The 13,901-nt window shown below is 71.7% G+C and carries 14 protein-coding genes and 1 pseudogene; 10 read left to right on the forward strand and 5 right to left on the reverse strand.

Translation table 11 applies throughout. From position 1 onward, the window contains the following. The first annotated feature begins 33 nt into the window (after positions 1–33). From ACFWBD_RS02755 to fabF, 5 genes are all read left to right on the forward strand, one after another. Entirely contained in the window at positions 34–1,239 is a 1,206-nt protein-coding gene (locus tag ACFWBD_RS02755; RefSeq protein ID WP_054238122.1) for a CdaR family transcriptional regulator, read from the forward strand. A gap of 89 nt (positions 1,240–1,328) precedes the next feature. Beyond that, positions 1,329–2,246, forward strand: a complete 918-nt coding sequence (locus tag ACFWBD_RS02760; RefSeq protein WP_385661663.1) for an ACP S-malonyltransferase — start codon at positions 1,329–1,331, stop codon at positions 2,244–2,246. Positions 2,247–2,255: 9 nt separating this feature from the next. Next, positions 2,256–3,257, forward strand: coding sequence for a ketoacyl-ACP synthase III (locus ACFWBD_RS02765; protein ID WP_385661665.1), 1,002 nt, complete (start codon positions 2,256–2,258; stop codon positions 3,255–3,257). A gap of 81 nt (positions 3,258–3,338) precedes the next feature. Further along, a complete protein-coding gene (locus ACFWBD_RS02770) occupies positions 3,339–3,587 on the forward strand; it encodes an acyl carrier protein (RefSeq protein WP_351753355.1) in 249 nt (82 codons plus the stop codon). A gap of 80 nt (positions 3,588–3,667) precedes the next feature. After that, positions 3,668–4,948, forward strand: coding sequence for a beta-ketoacyl-ACP synthase II (gene fabF, locus ACFWBD_RS02775; RefSeq protein WP_385661668.1), 1,281 nt, complete (start codon positions 3,668–3,670; stop codon positions 4,946–4,948). A gap of 154 nt (positions 4,949–5,102) precedes the next feature. Here the strand turns inward: fabF and ACFWBD_RS02780 are convergent, their stop codons facing one another. Beyond that, the gene (locus ACFWBD_RS02780; protein WP_385661671.1) at positions 5,103–5,597 is read right to left on the reverse strand and encodes a DUF3145 domain-containing protein; all 495 of its coding nucleotides are present in this window, start codon (positions 5,595–5,597) and stop codon (positions 5,103–5,105) included. A 262-nt stretch (positions 5,598–5,859) separates the two neighbouring features. On the opposite strand from ACFWBD_RS02780, the gene ACFWBD_RS02785 reads away from it, so the two are divergent. Continuing rightward, a complete protein-coding gene (locus tag ACFWBD_RS02785) occupies positions 5,860–6,762 on the forward strand; it encodes an SGNH/GDSL hydrolase family protein (protein WP_385661674.1) in 903 nt (300 codons plus the stop codon). A 15-nt stretch (positions 6,763–6,777) separates the two neighbouring features. Continuing rightward, positions 6,778–7,755 carry an aldose epimerase family protein gene (locus ACFWBD_RS02790; RefSeq protein WP_385661676.1) on the forward strand — a complete coding sequence of 326 codons (978 nt, stop codon included), beginning with the start codon at positions 6,778–6,780 and terminating at the stop codon, positions 7,753–7,755. A gap of 121 nt (positions 7,756–7,876) precedes the next feature. Here ACFWBD_RS02790 and ACFWBD_RS02795 read toward each other — a convergent pair. Together ACFWBD_RS02795 and ACFWBD_RS02800 are read right to left on the reverse strand one after the other, a co-directional pair. Beyond that, a pseudogene (locus ACFWBD_RS02795) lies at positions 7,877–8,218 on the reverse strand (fibronectin type III-like domain-contianing protein); the annotation flags it as partial. Positions 8,219–8,265: 47 nt separating this feature from the next. Further along, positions 8,266–8,703 carry a RidA family protein gene (locus ACFWBD_RS02800; RefSeq protein ID WP_385661679.1) on the reverse strand — a complete coding sequence of 146 codons (438 nt, stop codon included), beginning with the start codon at positions 8,701–8,703 and terminating at the stop codon, positions 8,266–8,268. Between the two features lie 48 nt (positions 8,704–8,751). Between ACFWBD_RS02800 and ACFWBD_RS02805 the strand changes: the two genes are divergently transcribed. Then, on the forward strand, positions 8,752–9,708 hold the full coding sequence (locus ACFWBD_RS02805; protein WP_385662255.1) for a LysR family transcriptional regulator: 957 nt from the start codon (positions 8,752–8,754) through the stop codon (positions 9,706–9,708). Here the strand turns inward: ACFWBD_RS02805 and ACFWBD_RS02810 are convergent. Beyond that, positions 9,703–10,500 carry an EI24 domain-containing protein gene (locus tag ACFWBD_RS02810; RefSeq protein WP_385661681.1) on the reverse strand — a complete coding sequence of 266 codons (798 nt, stop codon included), beginning with the start codon at positions 10,498–10,500 and terminating at the stop codon, positions 9,703–9,705. The genes ACFWBD_RS02805 and ACFWBD_RS02810 overlap by 6 nt on opposite strands. Before the next feature lie 280 nt (positions 10,501–10,780). Between ACFWBD_RS02810 and ACFWBD_RS02815 the strand changes: the two genes are divergently transcribed. Then, a complete protein-coding gene (locus ACFWBD_RS02815) occupies positions 10,781–11,968 on the forward strand; it encodes a serine hydrolase domain-containing protein (protein WP_385661684.1) in 1,188 nt (395 codons plus the stop codon). Between the two features lie 88 nt (positions 11,969–12,056). Here the strand turns inward: ACFWBD_RS02815 and ACFWBD_RS02820 are convergent, their stop codons facing one another. Beyond that, entirely contained in the window at positions 12,057–13,076 is a 1,020-nt protein-coding gene (locus ACFWBD_RS02820) for an NADP-dependent oxidoreductase (protein WP_385661686.1), read from the reverse strand. 98 nt (positions 13,077–13,174) lie between these two features. On the opposite strand from ACFWBD_RS02820, the gene ACFWBD_RS02825 reads away from it, so the two are divergent. Then, on the forward strand, positions 13,175–13,627 hold the full coding sequence (locus ACFWBD_RS02825; protein WP_385661689.1) for a MarR family winged helix-turn-helix transcriptional regulator: 453 nt from the start codon (positions 13,175–13,177) through the stop codon (positions 13,625–13,627). The last annotated feature ends 274 nt before the right edge of the window (positions 13,628–13,901 follow it).

The raw sequence follows: 13,901 nt of genomic DNA on the forward strand, positions 1-13,901 counted from the left end.
CACGCCCCCGTCCCGATAAGGCAGTCTTGTCCCGTGCCCGAACCCGAAACCAGTCACCCCGATCCCGCGGCGCACGCCGTCCACCCCCACCCCGCGACGCTGAAGCGGCTGGAGAAGTCCTCCGGAAGTCTCGCCGCCCAGGCCATCGCGCGGATGGACGAGACACTGTCGTGGTACCGGGCGATGCCCCCGGAGAACCGTTCCTGGATCGGGCTGGTCGCCCAGGCGGGCATCGCCGCCTTCACCGAGTGGTTCCGGCATCCTGACGCCCCGCAGGCCATCTCCACGGATGTGTTCGGGACCGCGCCGCGTGAGCTGACCCGGGCCATCACGCTGCGCCAGACCGTCGAGATGGTGCGCACCACCATCGAGGTCATGGAGTCCGCGATCGACGAGGTCGCGGCCCCCGGTGACGAGAACGTGCTGCGCGAGGCGCTCCTCGTGTACGCCCGGGAGATCGCCTTCGCCACCGCCCAGGTCTACGCCCAGGCCGCCGAGGCACGCGGCGCCTGGGACGCCCGGCTTGAGTCGCTCGTCGTGAACGCCGTGCTGAGCGGTGAGGCCGACGAGGGGGCGGTGAGCCGGGCCGCCGCCCTGGGATGGAACGCGCCCGAACATGTGTGTGTGGTCCTCGGGACCGCGCCCGACGGCGACTCCGAGCTGACCGTCGAGGCGATCCGGCGGGCCGCGCGACACGCCAAGCTCCAGGTCCTCACCGGGGTGCTCGGCTCCCGGCTGGTAGTGATCGCCGGTGGCAGCGACAACCCGCTCGCCGTCGCCAGGTCGCTGATCGGACCGTTCGCCGCGGGATCCGTGGTGGCCGGTCCCGTCGTACCCGACCTGCTCGCCGCGACCCGGTCCGCACAGGCCGCCGCGGCCGGACTCAAGGCCGGTTCCGCATGGCAGGACGCCCCCCGGCCGGTGCTGGCGGACGATCTGCTGCCGGAGCGCGCGATCGCCGGTGATCCCGGTGCGCGTGAGCAGTTGGTGGAGGAGATCTACAGACCGCTCGAAGAGGCCGGGTCCGCGCTCCTGGAGACGCTCGCCGTCTATCTCGAACAGGCGTCCAGCCTCGAAGGGGCCGCGCGGATGCTCTTCGTCCATCCGAACACCGTGCGGTACCGGCTTCGACGTGTGACAGACGTCACCGGTTGGTCACCCTCGGATGTACGCTCCGCGTTCACGCTCCGGATCGCGCTGATCCTGGGGCGCCTGGTCGACGGCGATCCTCAGACCTAGGCTTTTGTCGGGGCTCCACAAAACCCCCTGCCGTTCTTCGTCCCTGTCCCCACGGGCGGCTTTGGCCGTCCACAAGAGAGAGTGTGAGAGTGCTCGTACTCGTCGCTCCCGGCCAGGGCGCCCAGACGCCCGGCTTCCTGACCCCCTGGCTCGAACTCCCCGGTGCCGCCGCCCGCGTCGCCGCGTGGTCGGACGCCATCGGCCTGGACCTCGCCCACTACGGCACCCACGCCGACGCGGACGAGATCCGTGACACCTCGGTGGCCCAGCCGCTGCTGGTGGCCGCCGGAATCCTGTCCGCCGCGGCGCTCGGCGACATCGCGCCCGGCGCCGTCGCCGGCCACAGCGTCGGCGAGATCACCGCCGCCACCTTCGCCGGAGTTCTCGACGACACCGCCGCGCTGACCCTCGTACGCAAGCGTGGCCTGGCCATGGCCGACGCCGCCGCGATCACCGAGACCGGCATGTCCGCGCTGCTCGGCGGCGACCCCGAGGTCTCCGTCGCGCACCTGGAGAAGCTGGGGCTCACCCCGGCGAACATCAACGGCGCGGGCCAGATCGTCGCCGCGGGCACGCTGGAGCAGCTCGCCGCGCTGAACGAGGACAAGCCCGAGGGCGTCCGCAAGGTCGTCCCGCTGAAGGTGGCCGGCGCCTTCCACACGCGCCACATGGCCCCCGCGGTCGAGACCCTCGCCAAGGCCGCCGTGGAGCTCACGCCGGCCGACCCGAAGATCCGTTACGTCTCCAACCGGGACGGGCGGTCCGTCGCCACCGGCGCCGAGATCCTGGAGCGGCTGGTCGGCCAGGTCGCCAACCCGGTCCGCTGGGACCTGTGCATGGAGACCTTCAAGGAGCTCGGCGCGACCGCGCTGATCGAGGTCTCCCCCGGCGGCACGCTGGTCGGCCTCGCCAAGCGCGCCCTGCCCGGTGTGAAGACGCTGGCGCTGAAGACCCCCGACGACCTCGACGCCGCTCGCGAGCTCATCGCCGAGCACGGCGTCGCCTGAGGAGCCCTGATGGCGAAGATCAAGCCCAGCAAGGGCTCCCCGTACGCACGCATCCTCGGAGTCGGCGGCTACCGGCCCATCCGGGTCGTCCCCAACGAGGTGATCCTCGAGACGATCGACTCGTCCGACGAGTGGATCCGCTCGCGCTCCGGCATCGAGACCCGGCACTGGGCGAACGACGAGGAGACCGTCGCCGCCATGTCCGTCGAGGCGTCCGGCAAGGCCATCGCCGACGCCGGGATCACCGCCCAGCAGATCGGCGCGGTGGTCGTGTCGACCGTCTCGCACTTCAAGCAGACGCCGGCCGTCGCCACCGAGATCGCCGACAAGCTCGGCACGAACAAGGCCGCCGCCTTCGACATCTCGGCCGGCTGCGCGGGCTTCGGCTACGGCCTCACCCTCGCCAAGGGCATGGTGGTGGAAGGTTCCGCCGAGTACGTGCTCGTGATCGGCGTCGAGCGGCTGTCCGACCTGACCGACCTGGAGGACCGTGCGACGGCCTTCCTGTTCGGCGACGGCGCGGGCGCGGTCGTGGTCGGCCCGTCCAAGGAGCCGGCGATCGGCCCGACGGTCTGGGGCTCCGAGGGCGACAAGTCGGAGACCATCAAGCAGACCGTGCCGTGGACGGACTACCGCGACGGCGAGGTCGCCAAGTTCCCCGCGATCACGCAGGAGGGCCAGGCGGTCTTCCGCTGGGCCGTCTTCGAGATGGCGAAGGTCGCCAAGGAGGCGCTGGAGGCCGCCGGCATCACCGCCGACGAACTCGACGTCTTCATCCCGCACCAGGCCAACGAGCGGATCATCGACTCGATGGTGAAGACTCTCAAGCTGCCCCAGTCCGTCATGGTCGCCCGTGACGTGCGCACCACCGGCAACACCTCGGCCGCCTCGATCCCGCTCGCCATGGAGCGGCTTCTGGCGACCGGCGAGGCGAAGAGCGGCGACACCGCGCTCGTCATCGGATTCGGGGCGGGTCTCGTCTACGCCGCCACTGTCGTTACCCTCCCCTAGGCACTCCGTGCCGGATCATCCGGTCCGGTGCGGGAGACACCCCATGCCACACCCTCTGGAATATCAAAGAAGGAGCGCCAAATGGCCGCCACTCAGGAAGAGATCGTCGCCGGTCTCGCCGACATCGTGAACGAGATCGCCGGCATCCCGGTTGAGGACGTCCAGCTGGACAAGTCCTTCACCGACGACCTGGACGTCGACTCGCTGTCCATGGTCGAGGTCGTCGTCGCCGCCGAGGAGCGCTTCGAGGTCAAGATCCCGGACGAGGACGTCAAGAACCTCAAGACCGTCGGCGACGCGACGAGCTACATCCTCAAGAACCAGGCCTGATCCATCGGTCCCCTGGGCTGAACTGCCCCGCCACCCGGCGGTGGCGCCGCTGAATCCTCGTAACGTTGGAGAAAGAATCCGTGAGCCCGACCAATCGCACCGTGGTCGTCACCGGTATCGGCGCAACCACACCGCTGGGTGGCGACGCAGCCTCTACCTGGGAGGGCCTGGTCGCCGGTAAGTCCGGTGTCAAGGTCCTGGAGCAGGACTGGGCGGCCCAGCAGGCCGTCCGTATCGCGGCCCCGGTCGCGGTGGAACCCCTCGAGGTCATCCCGCGGCCGCAGGCCCGCAAGCTGGACCGCTCGGCGCAGTTCGCGCTGATCGCGGCCCAGGAAGCCTGGAAGGACGCCGGTTTCTCCGGCAAGGCCGGTGAGGACGGCAGCGAGGGCGATGTCGACCCCGACCGGCTCGGCGCGGTCATCGCCTCCGGCATCGGCGGCGTGACCACCCTGCTCGACCAGTACGACGTGCTGAAGGAGAAGGGCGTCCGCCGCGTCTCCCCGCACACCGTGCCCATGCTGATGCCGAACAGCCCCTCCGCCAACGTGGGGCTGCTCGTGGGCGCCCGCGCGGGCGTGCACACGCCGGTCTCGGCGTGCGCGTCGGGCGCGGAGGCCATCGGCTACGCCATCGAGATGATCCGTACGGGCCGCGCCGACATCGTGGTCGCCGGCGGTACGGAGGCGGCGATCCACCCGCTGCCCATCGCCGCGTTCGGCAACATGATGGCGATGTCCAAGAACAACGACGACCCGCAGGGCGCCTCGCGTCCCTACGACGTCGCCCGCGACGGTTTCGTCATGGGCGAGGGCGCCGGCGTGATCGTCCTGGAGTCCGCCGAGCACGCCGCGCAGCGCGGGGCCCGGGTGTACGCGGAGGCGGTCGGCCAGGGCATCTCCTCCGACGCCCACGACATCGTGCAGCCGGAGCCCGAGGGCCGCGGTATCGCGCACGCCCTGCAGAACCTGCTGGACAGCACCGACCTGAACCCGGCGGAGATCGTGCACGTCAACGCGCACGCCACCTCGACGCCGGCCGGTGACGTGGCCGAACTGAAGGCGCTGCGCAAGGTGTTCGGTGACGACGCCGACCACATGGCGATCTCCGCGACCAAGTCGATGACCGGTCATCTGCTCGGTGGCGCGGGCGGCGTGGAGTCCGTCGCGACGGTCCTCGCGCTGTACAACCGGATCGCTCCGCCGACCATCAACGTCGAGAACCTCGACCCCGAGGCCGAGGCCAACGCGGACATCGTGCGGGGCGAGGCGCGCAAGCTGCCCGTCGAGGGCCGTATCGCCGCCCTGAACGACTCGTTCGGGTTCGGCGGGCACAACGTGGTGCTGGCGTTCCGCACGGTCTGAGAAGCGCCGCTGTCGGTCTGAACGGCGATGGCCCGGCCCCCTCGGTGGGGTCGGGCCATCGCCGTCTCGTGATCTGTCGTCAGCCGGCTGCGAGTGTCAGCCGGCTGCGAGCCGGTGGGGGCTGATCACGCAGTTCCCCGCGCCCCTGAAAGCCCTACACCACCTGGTGCAGCCAGCGCACCGGGGCGCCCTCGCCCGCGTATCTGAACGGTTCCAGCTCGTCGTCCCACGGCTTGCCGAGCAGCTTGGAGAGCTCGGCCTCCAGGTCCGTCTCGCCGCGCTGGCTGCGCAGCAGGGCGGCGCGCAGCCGGTCCTCGGGGATGAGGATGTCGCCGTGGATGCCGGTGACGGCGTGGAAGATGCCCAGGTCGGGCGTGCAGCTGTAGCGCTCGCCCTCGGCGGTGGCGCAGGGCTCGGCGGTGACCTCGAAGCGCAGCAGGTGCCAGCCGCGCAGTGCGGAGGCCAGCTTGGACGCCGTGCCGGCCTCGGCCTTCCAGGAGAACTCCGAGCGCCAGGTGCCGGGCGCGGCGGGCTGCCGGATCCAGTCGAGGTTGACGCGCGTGCCGAGCACCCCGGCGACGGCCCACTCGACGTGTGGGCACAGCGCGCGCGGCGCGGAGTGCACGTACAGAACTCCACGTGTCGTCACCGGGACCTCCGGGCAGAGCGGGACAGTCTTGCAGGCCGGCATGGCTGCGGTGGCAGGCAGCCGCGTTGATGGCGAGGCTACCGTGCGGCGGCGCAAGGAGTGTGACGTACCGTCGGTCCCAGTGCCGTGAAACCTCCGCCATTCACTCGGCAGGACGCCTGTACGGGCGTGAGGCGTTCCATCTTGTGGGTGTGATTCGCCGGGAACTCCCGCGCGTTGTCATAGGGGGGCGTTGTTCGAGGAGCGAGGGGAACACGAGCGGATGCGGAAACGGAACCGGCACGCGCGGGCCGTGCTCGCGGGCACGACGGCGGCCGTCCTGGGCCTGGCCGGCTGTGACGCACTGGGGGGCGGCGATGCCGAGGGGTCCTCGGGCACCCGGGCCCGGCAGACGAAGCCGTCGCCGTCGCCGACCCCGTTGTGGGACTCCAGCCCGTCCTCGGTGGCGGCGGTGGGCGACTCCATCACCCGCGGCTTCGACGCGTGTACCGTGCTCGCGGACTGCCCCGAGGTGTCCTGGGCGACCGGCGACAGCGCCGAGGTGAACAGTCTCGCCGTCCGGCTGCTGGGCGCCGCCAAGGCGGCCACGCGCAGTTGGAACTACGCGGCGACCGGGGCCCGGATGGCGGACCTGCCGGCCCAGATGACCCAGGCGGCGGCCGAGAAACCGCAGTTGGTGACGGTGATGGCGGGGGCGAACGACGCGTGCCGGGAGTCGACGGCGGCGATGACGTCGGTGGCCGACTTCCGGACGGAGTTCCAGGACGCGCTGAGCACGCTGCGCCGGGCGCTGCCGAAGACGCAGGTGTACGTGACGAGCGTGCCGAACCTGAAGCGGCTGTGGTCGCAGGGGCGGACGAACGTGCTGGGCAAGCAGGTGTGGAAGCTGGGCCTGTGCCCGTCGATGCTGGGCGACGCGGACGCGCTGGACGCGGCGGCGACCACGCGGCGGGAGACCGTGCAGAAGCGGGTGGAGGACTACAACTCGGTGCTGTCGGAGGTCTGCGCGAAGGACCTGCGGTGCCGGTTCGACGGCGGGGCGGTGTACGACTTCAGGTTCGGTACCGACCAGTTGAGCCACTGGGACTGGTTCCACCCGAGCAAGAACGGGCAGGCGCACCTCGCTGAGCTGGCCTATCGGGGGGTCACCGCGAAGGCCTCGTGATTTAGGGTTTCGCTCATGAGCGAACACTTCGGAACACTTTCCGACGGCACTGAGGTGCACCGCTGGACTCTGGAGCGGGCGGGCACGCGGGTGCGGGTCCTTTCGTACGGCGGGATCGTGCAGTCCGTCGAGGTCCCGGACCGGGACGGGCGCGCGGCGAACGTGGTGCTGGGGTTCGCGGACCTGGAGGGCTATCTCGCACACCCGGAGCCCTTCCTCGGCGCGCTGATCGGGCGGTACGCCAACCGGATCGCGCACGCCCGCTTCCCGCTGGACGGCGTGACGTACGCGCTGGAGCCGAACAACGCTCCGAACTCGCTGCACGGCGGCCCGCACGGCTTCGACAAGCGGGTGTGGGACGTCGTGCCGGTCGAGCACGGGCTGCGGCTCAGCCGGGTCGCCCCGCACGGCGAGGAGGGCTTCCCGGGCCGCCTGGAGGTGACGGCGACGTACACGCTCGACGCGTCGGGGGCGCTGCGGTTCGTGTACGAGGCGGTCACGGACGCGCCGACGGTGGTGAACCTGACCAACCACAGCTACTTCAACCTGGGCGGTCCGGGGAGCGGCGGCGCGGGCGGCCACGAACTGCGGCTGGCCGCCTCCCGGTACACGCCGGTGGACGCGGACCTGATCCCGACGGGTGAGCTCGCGCAGGTGGCGGACGGCCGCTTCGACTTCCGTTCGGCCCGCAAGGTCGGCGCCGGCTACGACCACAACTTCGTGCTCGACAAGGGCGTCACGGACACCTCGGTCGAGGTGGCCGAGCTGCACGATCCGGCGTCCGGGCGGGTGCTGACGGTGGCGACCACCGAGCCGGGGCTCCAGCTGTACACCGCCGACCACCTGGGCGAGCCCTTCGAGCCCGGCGAGGGCATCGCGCTGGAGACCCAGCACTTCCCCGACTCGCCGAACCGCCCGGAGTTCCCGAGCACCGTGCTGCGGCCGGGGTCCGCGTACCGGTCGGAGACGGTGTACGGCTTCTCGGTCCGGTAGGGGCGGGGCGGCCGGCGAGGCACGCGACCGAAAAGCCGCCGAAGAGCCGCCGAAAGGATGTTGCCCCGGTCCAGGGGTCAGGTCCCGGACCGGGGCTGTCAGTGGGGCGACGGGCGCCGGTTCACACGTTAATCGTCGCGGTGATCCTGCGGTCCGCGATCGAGCGGCCTACCTGGATTTCGTACGAACCTTTCACAAAGGACCACCGGTGGTCCGCCTCGTCCCACACCTCGAAGGCACGGTCCGGGATCTCCACGGTGACCTCGGCGCTCTCCCCGGGGCCCGCCTCGACGCCGGCGAAGCCGGCCAGCCAGCGGACCGGGCGTTCGGGGGCCGGGGCCGTCCCGGTGGGGGCGAGGTAGAGCTGCACGACCTCGCGCCCCGGCCGCGCGCCGCTGTTGCGGATCCGCACGGTGACCGTGGAGCCCGTGATGTCGACCGACTCGTACGTCCAGTCGGTGTAGCGGTGCACGGACACTTCCATCCTGCCCTCGGCGGCCTGCGAGCGAATCAGAAACGCGCCTGCGGCTGCCGGACGAGGAGGGAATCCGGCCGGCCGGCCGAAGCCGCGGGCACCGCCGCCACCACCTCCACCTCGATCAGCGCCTCGGGGCGGAACAGCCGGGACACCTCGAAGGTCATGCTGGTCGGCGGGGTACCGGTGAGGAACTCCCCGCGTACGGCGCCGTATTCGGCGAGCCGGCCGATGTCGGTGAGATACGTACGGATGTTGATGACGTCCGCCAGGCCCGCCCCGTGCGCCCTCAGCAGGGCGTCGATCGCCTCGAAGACGCCCCGGCTCTGCTCGGCGAGTGTGGCGCCCTCGGCGATCTGCCCGGAGAGGAACAACAGGGCGCTGCCGTCCGCCTGTTGGACGCGGGCGACCTGGGAGTAGTAGGGGCTCAGGGGCTGGGGCGCGCCGGTGGGGTTGTCGAGGGTGATCTCCATGTCCCGACGCTAGGACGGGACTTGCGATGCGACAAGCGAATGTCCAGCATGGTCGGCATGCCGGATCCGCATCGTATGGCTCTGCCCGAACTCTCCACTGTCTGGCTGCGGGCGTTTCTGGAGGTCGTCCGCCACGGCTCGTTCACCGTCGCCGCGCGGACCCTGGGGTGGACGCAGTCCGCGGTGTCCCGGCAGATCTCCTCGCTGGAGGCGGCCCTGGGCGGGGGCCCGCTCTTCGACCGGCTGCCCCGAGGGGTGCGGTTGACGGAGGCCGGGCGGGCGCTGGTGCCGTACGCGGAGTCCGTCGCCGAGGCCCTGCACGGTGCCCGGCGCGAGCTGGCGGCGCTGCGGGAGGGCGCCCACGGGCGGCTGCGGTTCGGGGCGTTCGCGACGGCGGACGCGGCGCTGGTGCCGCGCGCCCTGGCCGCGTTCCGGGACCGCTGCCCGGGTGTGCGCGTCACGCGGGAGGAGGGGCTCACCCCGGCCCTGCTGGAGCGGCTGGGCACCGGGCACCTCGACCTGGCGGTGGTGTCCACGACGGGCCGCGCGGCGCTGGAGCCGTACGCGCTGCGTCACCTCCTGGACGAGTCCCTGTACGTCGCCGTCCCGGCCGGGCACCCCCTCTCCGGTCGCGGTGGACCGGTGCGGCTGGGCGAACTCGCCGACGCCGACTGGGTGTCCGGCTCCGCCCGGCCCGACGGCACCCTCCTCGACGCGGCACTGCGGGAGGGCTTCCGGCCGCGAGTGGCGCACGTCGTCGCCGAGTGGACCGCCAAGCAGGGCTATGTCGCCGCGGGCCTCGGCGTCGCGCTGGTCCCGGCGCTCGCCGCCTCGTCCGTACGGCCGGACGTCGTGCTGCTGCCGGTGCGCGACGAGGACGCCCCTGCGCGGGCGGTGTACGCGGCGACGGAACGGGGGCGGTCGCTCACTCCGGCGGCGGAGGTGTTCGTCACCGCACTGCGGGAGGCGGCGACGGCGATGCGACGGCGAGCAACTCGGTCATGAGGTGGCGTTCTCCTCCTTCGGGGTGCCGGCCCCGTCGCCCTCGGCGATCTCCTCGCCGAGCAGATCACGGGCCAGCAGGGTGGCGCCCGCGACCGCGCCCGGCATCAGGAACACCGCGACGACCGGCACCAGGAAGGCCAGCCCCAGGGGGGTGCCGAAGCCCCAGATCAGGGTCTTGCGGGAGCGGAGCAGGGCGAGCCGGGCCCGCAGGTCGACGCCCCTGCGCTGGAGGGCGACGGAGGCGAGTTCCTGGGTAAGGAAGAAGCCGGTGACGAAGAAGCCGATCACCGGGACCACCGTCTGCCCGACGACCGGGATGAACCCGAGGGCGAACAGCAGCACGGCCCACAGCAGCGCGCGGCAGAGGATGCGCAGGCTGTCGCGGCCGGAGATCCACAGTTCGCGCCAGAGCGGCAGCCCGGACTCGGGGGCCGTGCCGTCGGGCGAGACGTCCCGGTCGACCTTCTCGGAGAGGCTCTCGTAGAAGGGCTGCCCGATGAGCAGGGTGACCGCGGTGAAGGTGAGGACGGCGAGCAGCAGACCGAGGGCGAACAGCACGGCGACGAGGAAGCCGCGGAACAGTCCGCGCCAGGGGCTCGTCCAGTCGTCGGCGAACGGCGTCGACCACCCGACGAAGTCCTCGCCCCACACCGCGAGGGCCACCAGGGCCGCCGCGTAGAGGACAAGGGTGATCAGGCCGGGAACGAGCCCGAACCCGTACTGCTTGCCGTGCCGGGCCACCCACCGCTGGCCCTTCAGGAGGTACGTGAACCCCACCCCAAGATCGCGCATGGCCGAACTCTATCGGTCGTGCACATTTCACGGCCGGGGGCCGTGCGCCCCGCGCCCCCGCGCCTGCGGCGGCCCTCGTAGGCCATCCGGGGCATCGGTGACACCAACACCTGCCCGATGCAGTTGAGTCGAACAGGTACGCCTCGCCGTACCGATCTACAGAGGCAACGGTCTCGGCAGGTCCGGAGAGGTATTCCGGTGCGATGGCGTGGCACGGGGAGAGGCCGAGCTTGACGGACTTGTCGGCACACGCGAGCAGTGGGCTGGTTGAGGAGAGCGGATGACTCGATTGACTGGGACTGAGACTGGGACGACGAGGGCGGTCCACGGCACGGTCGCCGACGGATTCGAAGCGGTGCGGGAGGCGTTCGCCGCGTTCGTCGCGGAGGAGAAGCCCGACTACGAGGGCCAGTTGTGCGCCCATGTGCACGGTCGGCGGGTGGTCGACCTGTGGGTGCCCGGCGACGGCGCCGGCCCCGACTCGCTCTACGGCGTCTACTCGTCGACCAAGGGCGCCGCCCACCTGGTCGTCGCCCTCCTCGTCCAGGAGGGCACCCTGGAACTGGACCGCAAAGTCACCTACTACTGGCCGGAGTTCGCGGCCGAGGGCAAGGGCGCTCTGACCCTGCGCGAGCTGCTCGCGCACCGGGCCGGGGTGATCGGCACGGACAGCGGGTTCTCGCCGCAGGAACTGGCCGACGACCGGCAGATCGCCGAACGCCTGGCCGACCAGCGGCCGTTCTGGCGGCCGGGCACCGCCTTCGGCTACCACGGGCTGGTCATCGGGGCGCTCACCGGCGAGGTCGTACGGCGGGCCACCGGCCGTACGCTCCAGGAGGTGTACGAGGAGCGGGTGCGCGTCCCGTACGGGCTGGACTTCTTCCTGGGGCTGCCCGCGGCGCACGAGCCGCGGTTCCGCACCGCGCGGCCGATGGCGCCCACCGCCGAGCAGCGGGCGCTGCTGGACTCCCTGCCGGGCGGGCCGCACACGCTCGCCGCCATCGCCTTCAACCGGCACGCCGCCGAGCCGACCAACCTGGAACTCCTGCCGAACGACCCCCTGATCCGGTCCAAGGGACCGGCCTCGGTGGGCGGGGTGGCCTCGGCGCGCGGGCTGGCCGGGCTGTACGCGGCGGCGATCAGCGAGGTCGGCGGGAAGGCGCCGCTGCTCAAGGAGGACACGGCGGCGGAGTTCGGGCAGCTGCACTCGGTGGGCTACGACGTGGTGGCGCGCTCGCACAAGTCGTACGGGCTGGGCTTCCAGGCGACCGCCGACGCCTGGCACCCGTTCCTCGGCGCCGGGGCGTTCGGGCACAGCGGGGCGGGCGGCTGCCAGGCCTTCGCGGATCCGCGCAGCGGGCTCGCCTACGGCTACACACGCCGCCGGTTCGCCTTCCCGGGCGGCTCCGCCCCGGAGAACGACCACCTGGCAGCGGCGGTACACGGAGCGGCCCTGGCCACCGGCTGAACAGCCCGCCCCGCCGTCCCGCCCCGGCGGGGCGGGACGGCGGGGCGGCGGGGCGGGGCAGACCGCCGGCGGTGTCACAAACCGGAGGTCAGAGCTTGACGATCATCTTTCCGGTGTTGTCGCCGCGCAGCACCCCGAGGAACGCCTCCAGGTTGTTCTCGATGCCCTCGACGACCGTCTCGCGGTACTTCAGCTCGCCGGAACGGACCCAGCCGCCGACCTCCTGGACGAACTCCGGCTGCAGGTCGTAGTGGTCGCCGACCAGGAAGCCCTCGATGCGGCCGCGGGTCGCGATGAGGCGGGCGAGGTTCTTCGGGCCGGGGGCCGGCTCGGTGTTGTTGTAGACGGAGATCATGCCGCAGATCACGATGCGGCCCTTCTCGTTGAGCGAGCCGATGGCCGCTTCGAGGTGGTCGCCGCCGACGTTGTCGAAGTAGACGTCGACGCCGCCGGGAGCGGCCTCGCGGAGCTGCGCGGCCACGGATCCGTTCTTGTAGTTGAAGGCGGCGTCGAAGCCGTACTCCTCGACGAGCAGCTTGACCTTCTCGTCGGAGCCGGCCGAGCCGATGACCCGGGAGGCGCCCTTCAGCCTGGCGATCTGACCGACCTGGCTGCCGACGGCGCCGGCCGCGCCCGACACGAAGACGGAGTCGCCCTCCTTGAAGGAGCCGGTGCGCAGCAGACCCGCGTAGGCGGTGAGACCGGTCATCCCGAGGACGCCGAGGTAGGTGGAGAGGGGCGCGGCCTCGGGGTCGACCTTGACGGCCTGCCTGGCGTCGAAGGTGGCGTACTCGCGCCAGCCGCCGAAGTGCAGGACGTGATCGCCGACGGAGACGCCCTCGGCGGTGGAGGCGACGACCTCGCCGACCGCCCCGCCCTGCATGGCCTTGCCCAGCTCGAAGGGGGCCACGTACGACTTGGCCGCGCTCATCCGGCCGCGCATGTACGGGTCGACGGAGACGTACGCGTTGCGGACCAGCACCTCACCCGGGCCGGGCTGCCGGATCTCCGCGTCGGCCAGCTCGAAGTCATCGGGCTTCGGCCAGCCGACGGGACGGCTGAGCAGACGCCATTCGCGGCTGGTGGTGGGGAGGGCCGACTCGGTCATGGGGGGCTGCCTTTCCTGCGCTCGCAAATGCTTCACTACCTGAAACAACCATGCTCCTGAATATTTCAGGATGTCAAGTAACGGGGTACCCTGCATCCATGCCCACCCCACATCCGGCTCCTCTCCCCGATGCCCTGACCATGGAGGTCGTCGGCCTGATCGGCGAGGTCGTGGCCCGCTACTACGAGGACTACGAGGAAGCCGCGGCAGGTCACGCCCTCACCGGTGCGCAAGCCCGGCTGCTGAGCCTGCTCTCGCTGGAGCCGCTGCCGATGCGGAAGCTGGCGCGGAAACTGAAGTGTGAGCCGTCCAACGTGACGGGCATCGTCGACCGGCTGGAGTCCCGCGGTCTGGTCGAGCGGCGTCCCGATCCGGCCGACCGCCGGGTGAAGCTGGCGGCGGCCACGGCCGAGGGCCGGAAGATCGCCAAGGGACTGCGCGAGTCGCTGCGGTTCGCGCGGGAGCCGCTGGCGGGACTGGCGGAGGAGGAGCGGGTGGTGCTGCGGGGGCTGCTGCGGCGGATGCTGGGCCCGGAGGACGGCCTGACCTGACGGCGGACGCCCCCGGCCCGACGACGAGTGACCGGCCCCGTCTCGGCCGCCGAGCCCCGCTCATCCCCCGGGGGCCCGACTCATCCACCCAGGCCCGCCTCAGTCGTCCAGGCCCGCCTCAGTCGTCCAGGCCCGCCTCAGCCGCCCGGACCCGTCTCAGCTGCCCAGGCCCGCCTCAGCCGCCCAGGCCCGCCTCAGTCGTCCGGTCCCGACCCGTCGCCCGGGCCCGTCTCAGCTGCCGAGGCCCCGTTTCATCCCCCGGGGGCCCGACTCA

It is taken from the genome of Streptomyces sp. NPDC060002 (assembly GCF_042737245.1).
Classification (GTDB): Bacteria; Actinomycetota; Actinomycetes; order Streptomycetales; family Streptomycetaceae; genus Streptomyces.

Bases quoted from the DNA above. Each gene is read 5' to 3' on its own strand.
- ACFWBD_RS02790 (WP_385661676.1), top strand. From the start codon at position 6,778: ATGAGCGAACACTTCGGAACACTTTCCGACGGCACTGAGGTGCACCGC.
- ACFWBD_RS02810 (WP_385661681.1), bottom strand. From the start codon at position 10,500: ATGCGCGATCTTGGGGTGGGGTTCACGTACCTCCTGAAGGGCCAGCGG.
- ACFWBD_RS02815 (WP_385661684.1), top strand. From the start codon at position 10,781: ATGACTCGATTGACTGGGACTGAGACTGGGACGACGAGGGCGGTCCAC.
- ACFWBD_RS02785 (WP_385661674.1), top strand. From the start codon at position 5,860: ATGCGGAAACGGAACCGGCACGCGCGGGCCGTGCTCGCGGGCACGACG.
- ACFWBD_RS02820 (WP_385661686.1), bottom strand. From the start codon at position 13,076: ATGACCGAGTCGGCCCTCCCCACCACCAGCCGCGAATGGCGTCTGCTC.
- ACFWBD_RS02800 (WP_385661679.1), bottom strand. From the start codon at position 8,703: ATGGAGATCACCCTCGACAACCCCACCGGCGCGCCCCAGCCCCTGAGC.
- ACFWBD_RS02805 (WP_385662255.1), top strand. From the start codon at position 8,752: ATGGTCGGCATGCCGGATCCGCATCGTATGGCTCTGCCCGAACTCTCC.
- ACFWBD_RS02825 (WP_385661689.1), top strand. From the start codon at position 13,175: ATGCCCACCCCACATCCGGCTCCTCTCCCCGATGCCCTGACCATGGAG.
- ACFWBD_RS02770 (WP_351753355.1), top strand. From the start codon at position 3,339: ATGGCCGCCACTCAGGAAGAGATCGTCGCCGGTCTCGCCGACATCGTG.
- ACFWBD_RS02765 (WP_385661665.1), top strand. From the start codon at position 2,256: ATGGCGAAGATCAAGCCCAGCAAGGGCTCCCCGTACGCACGCATCCTC.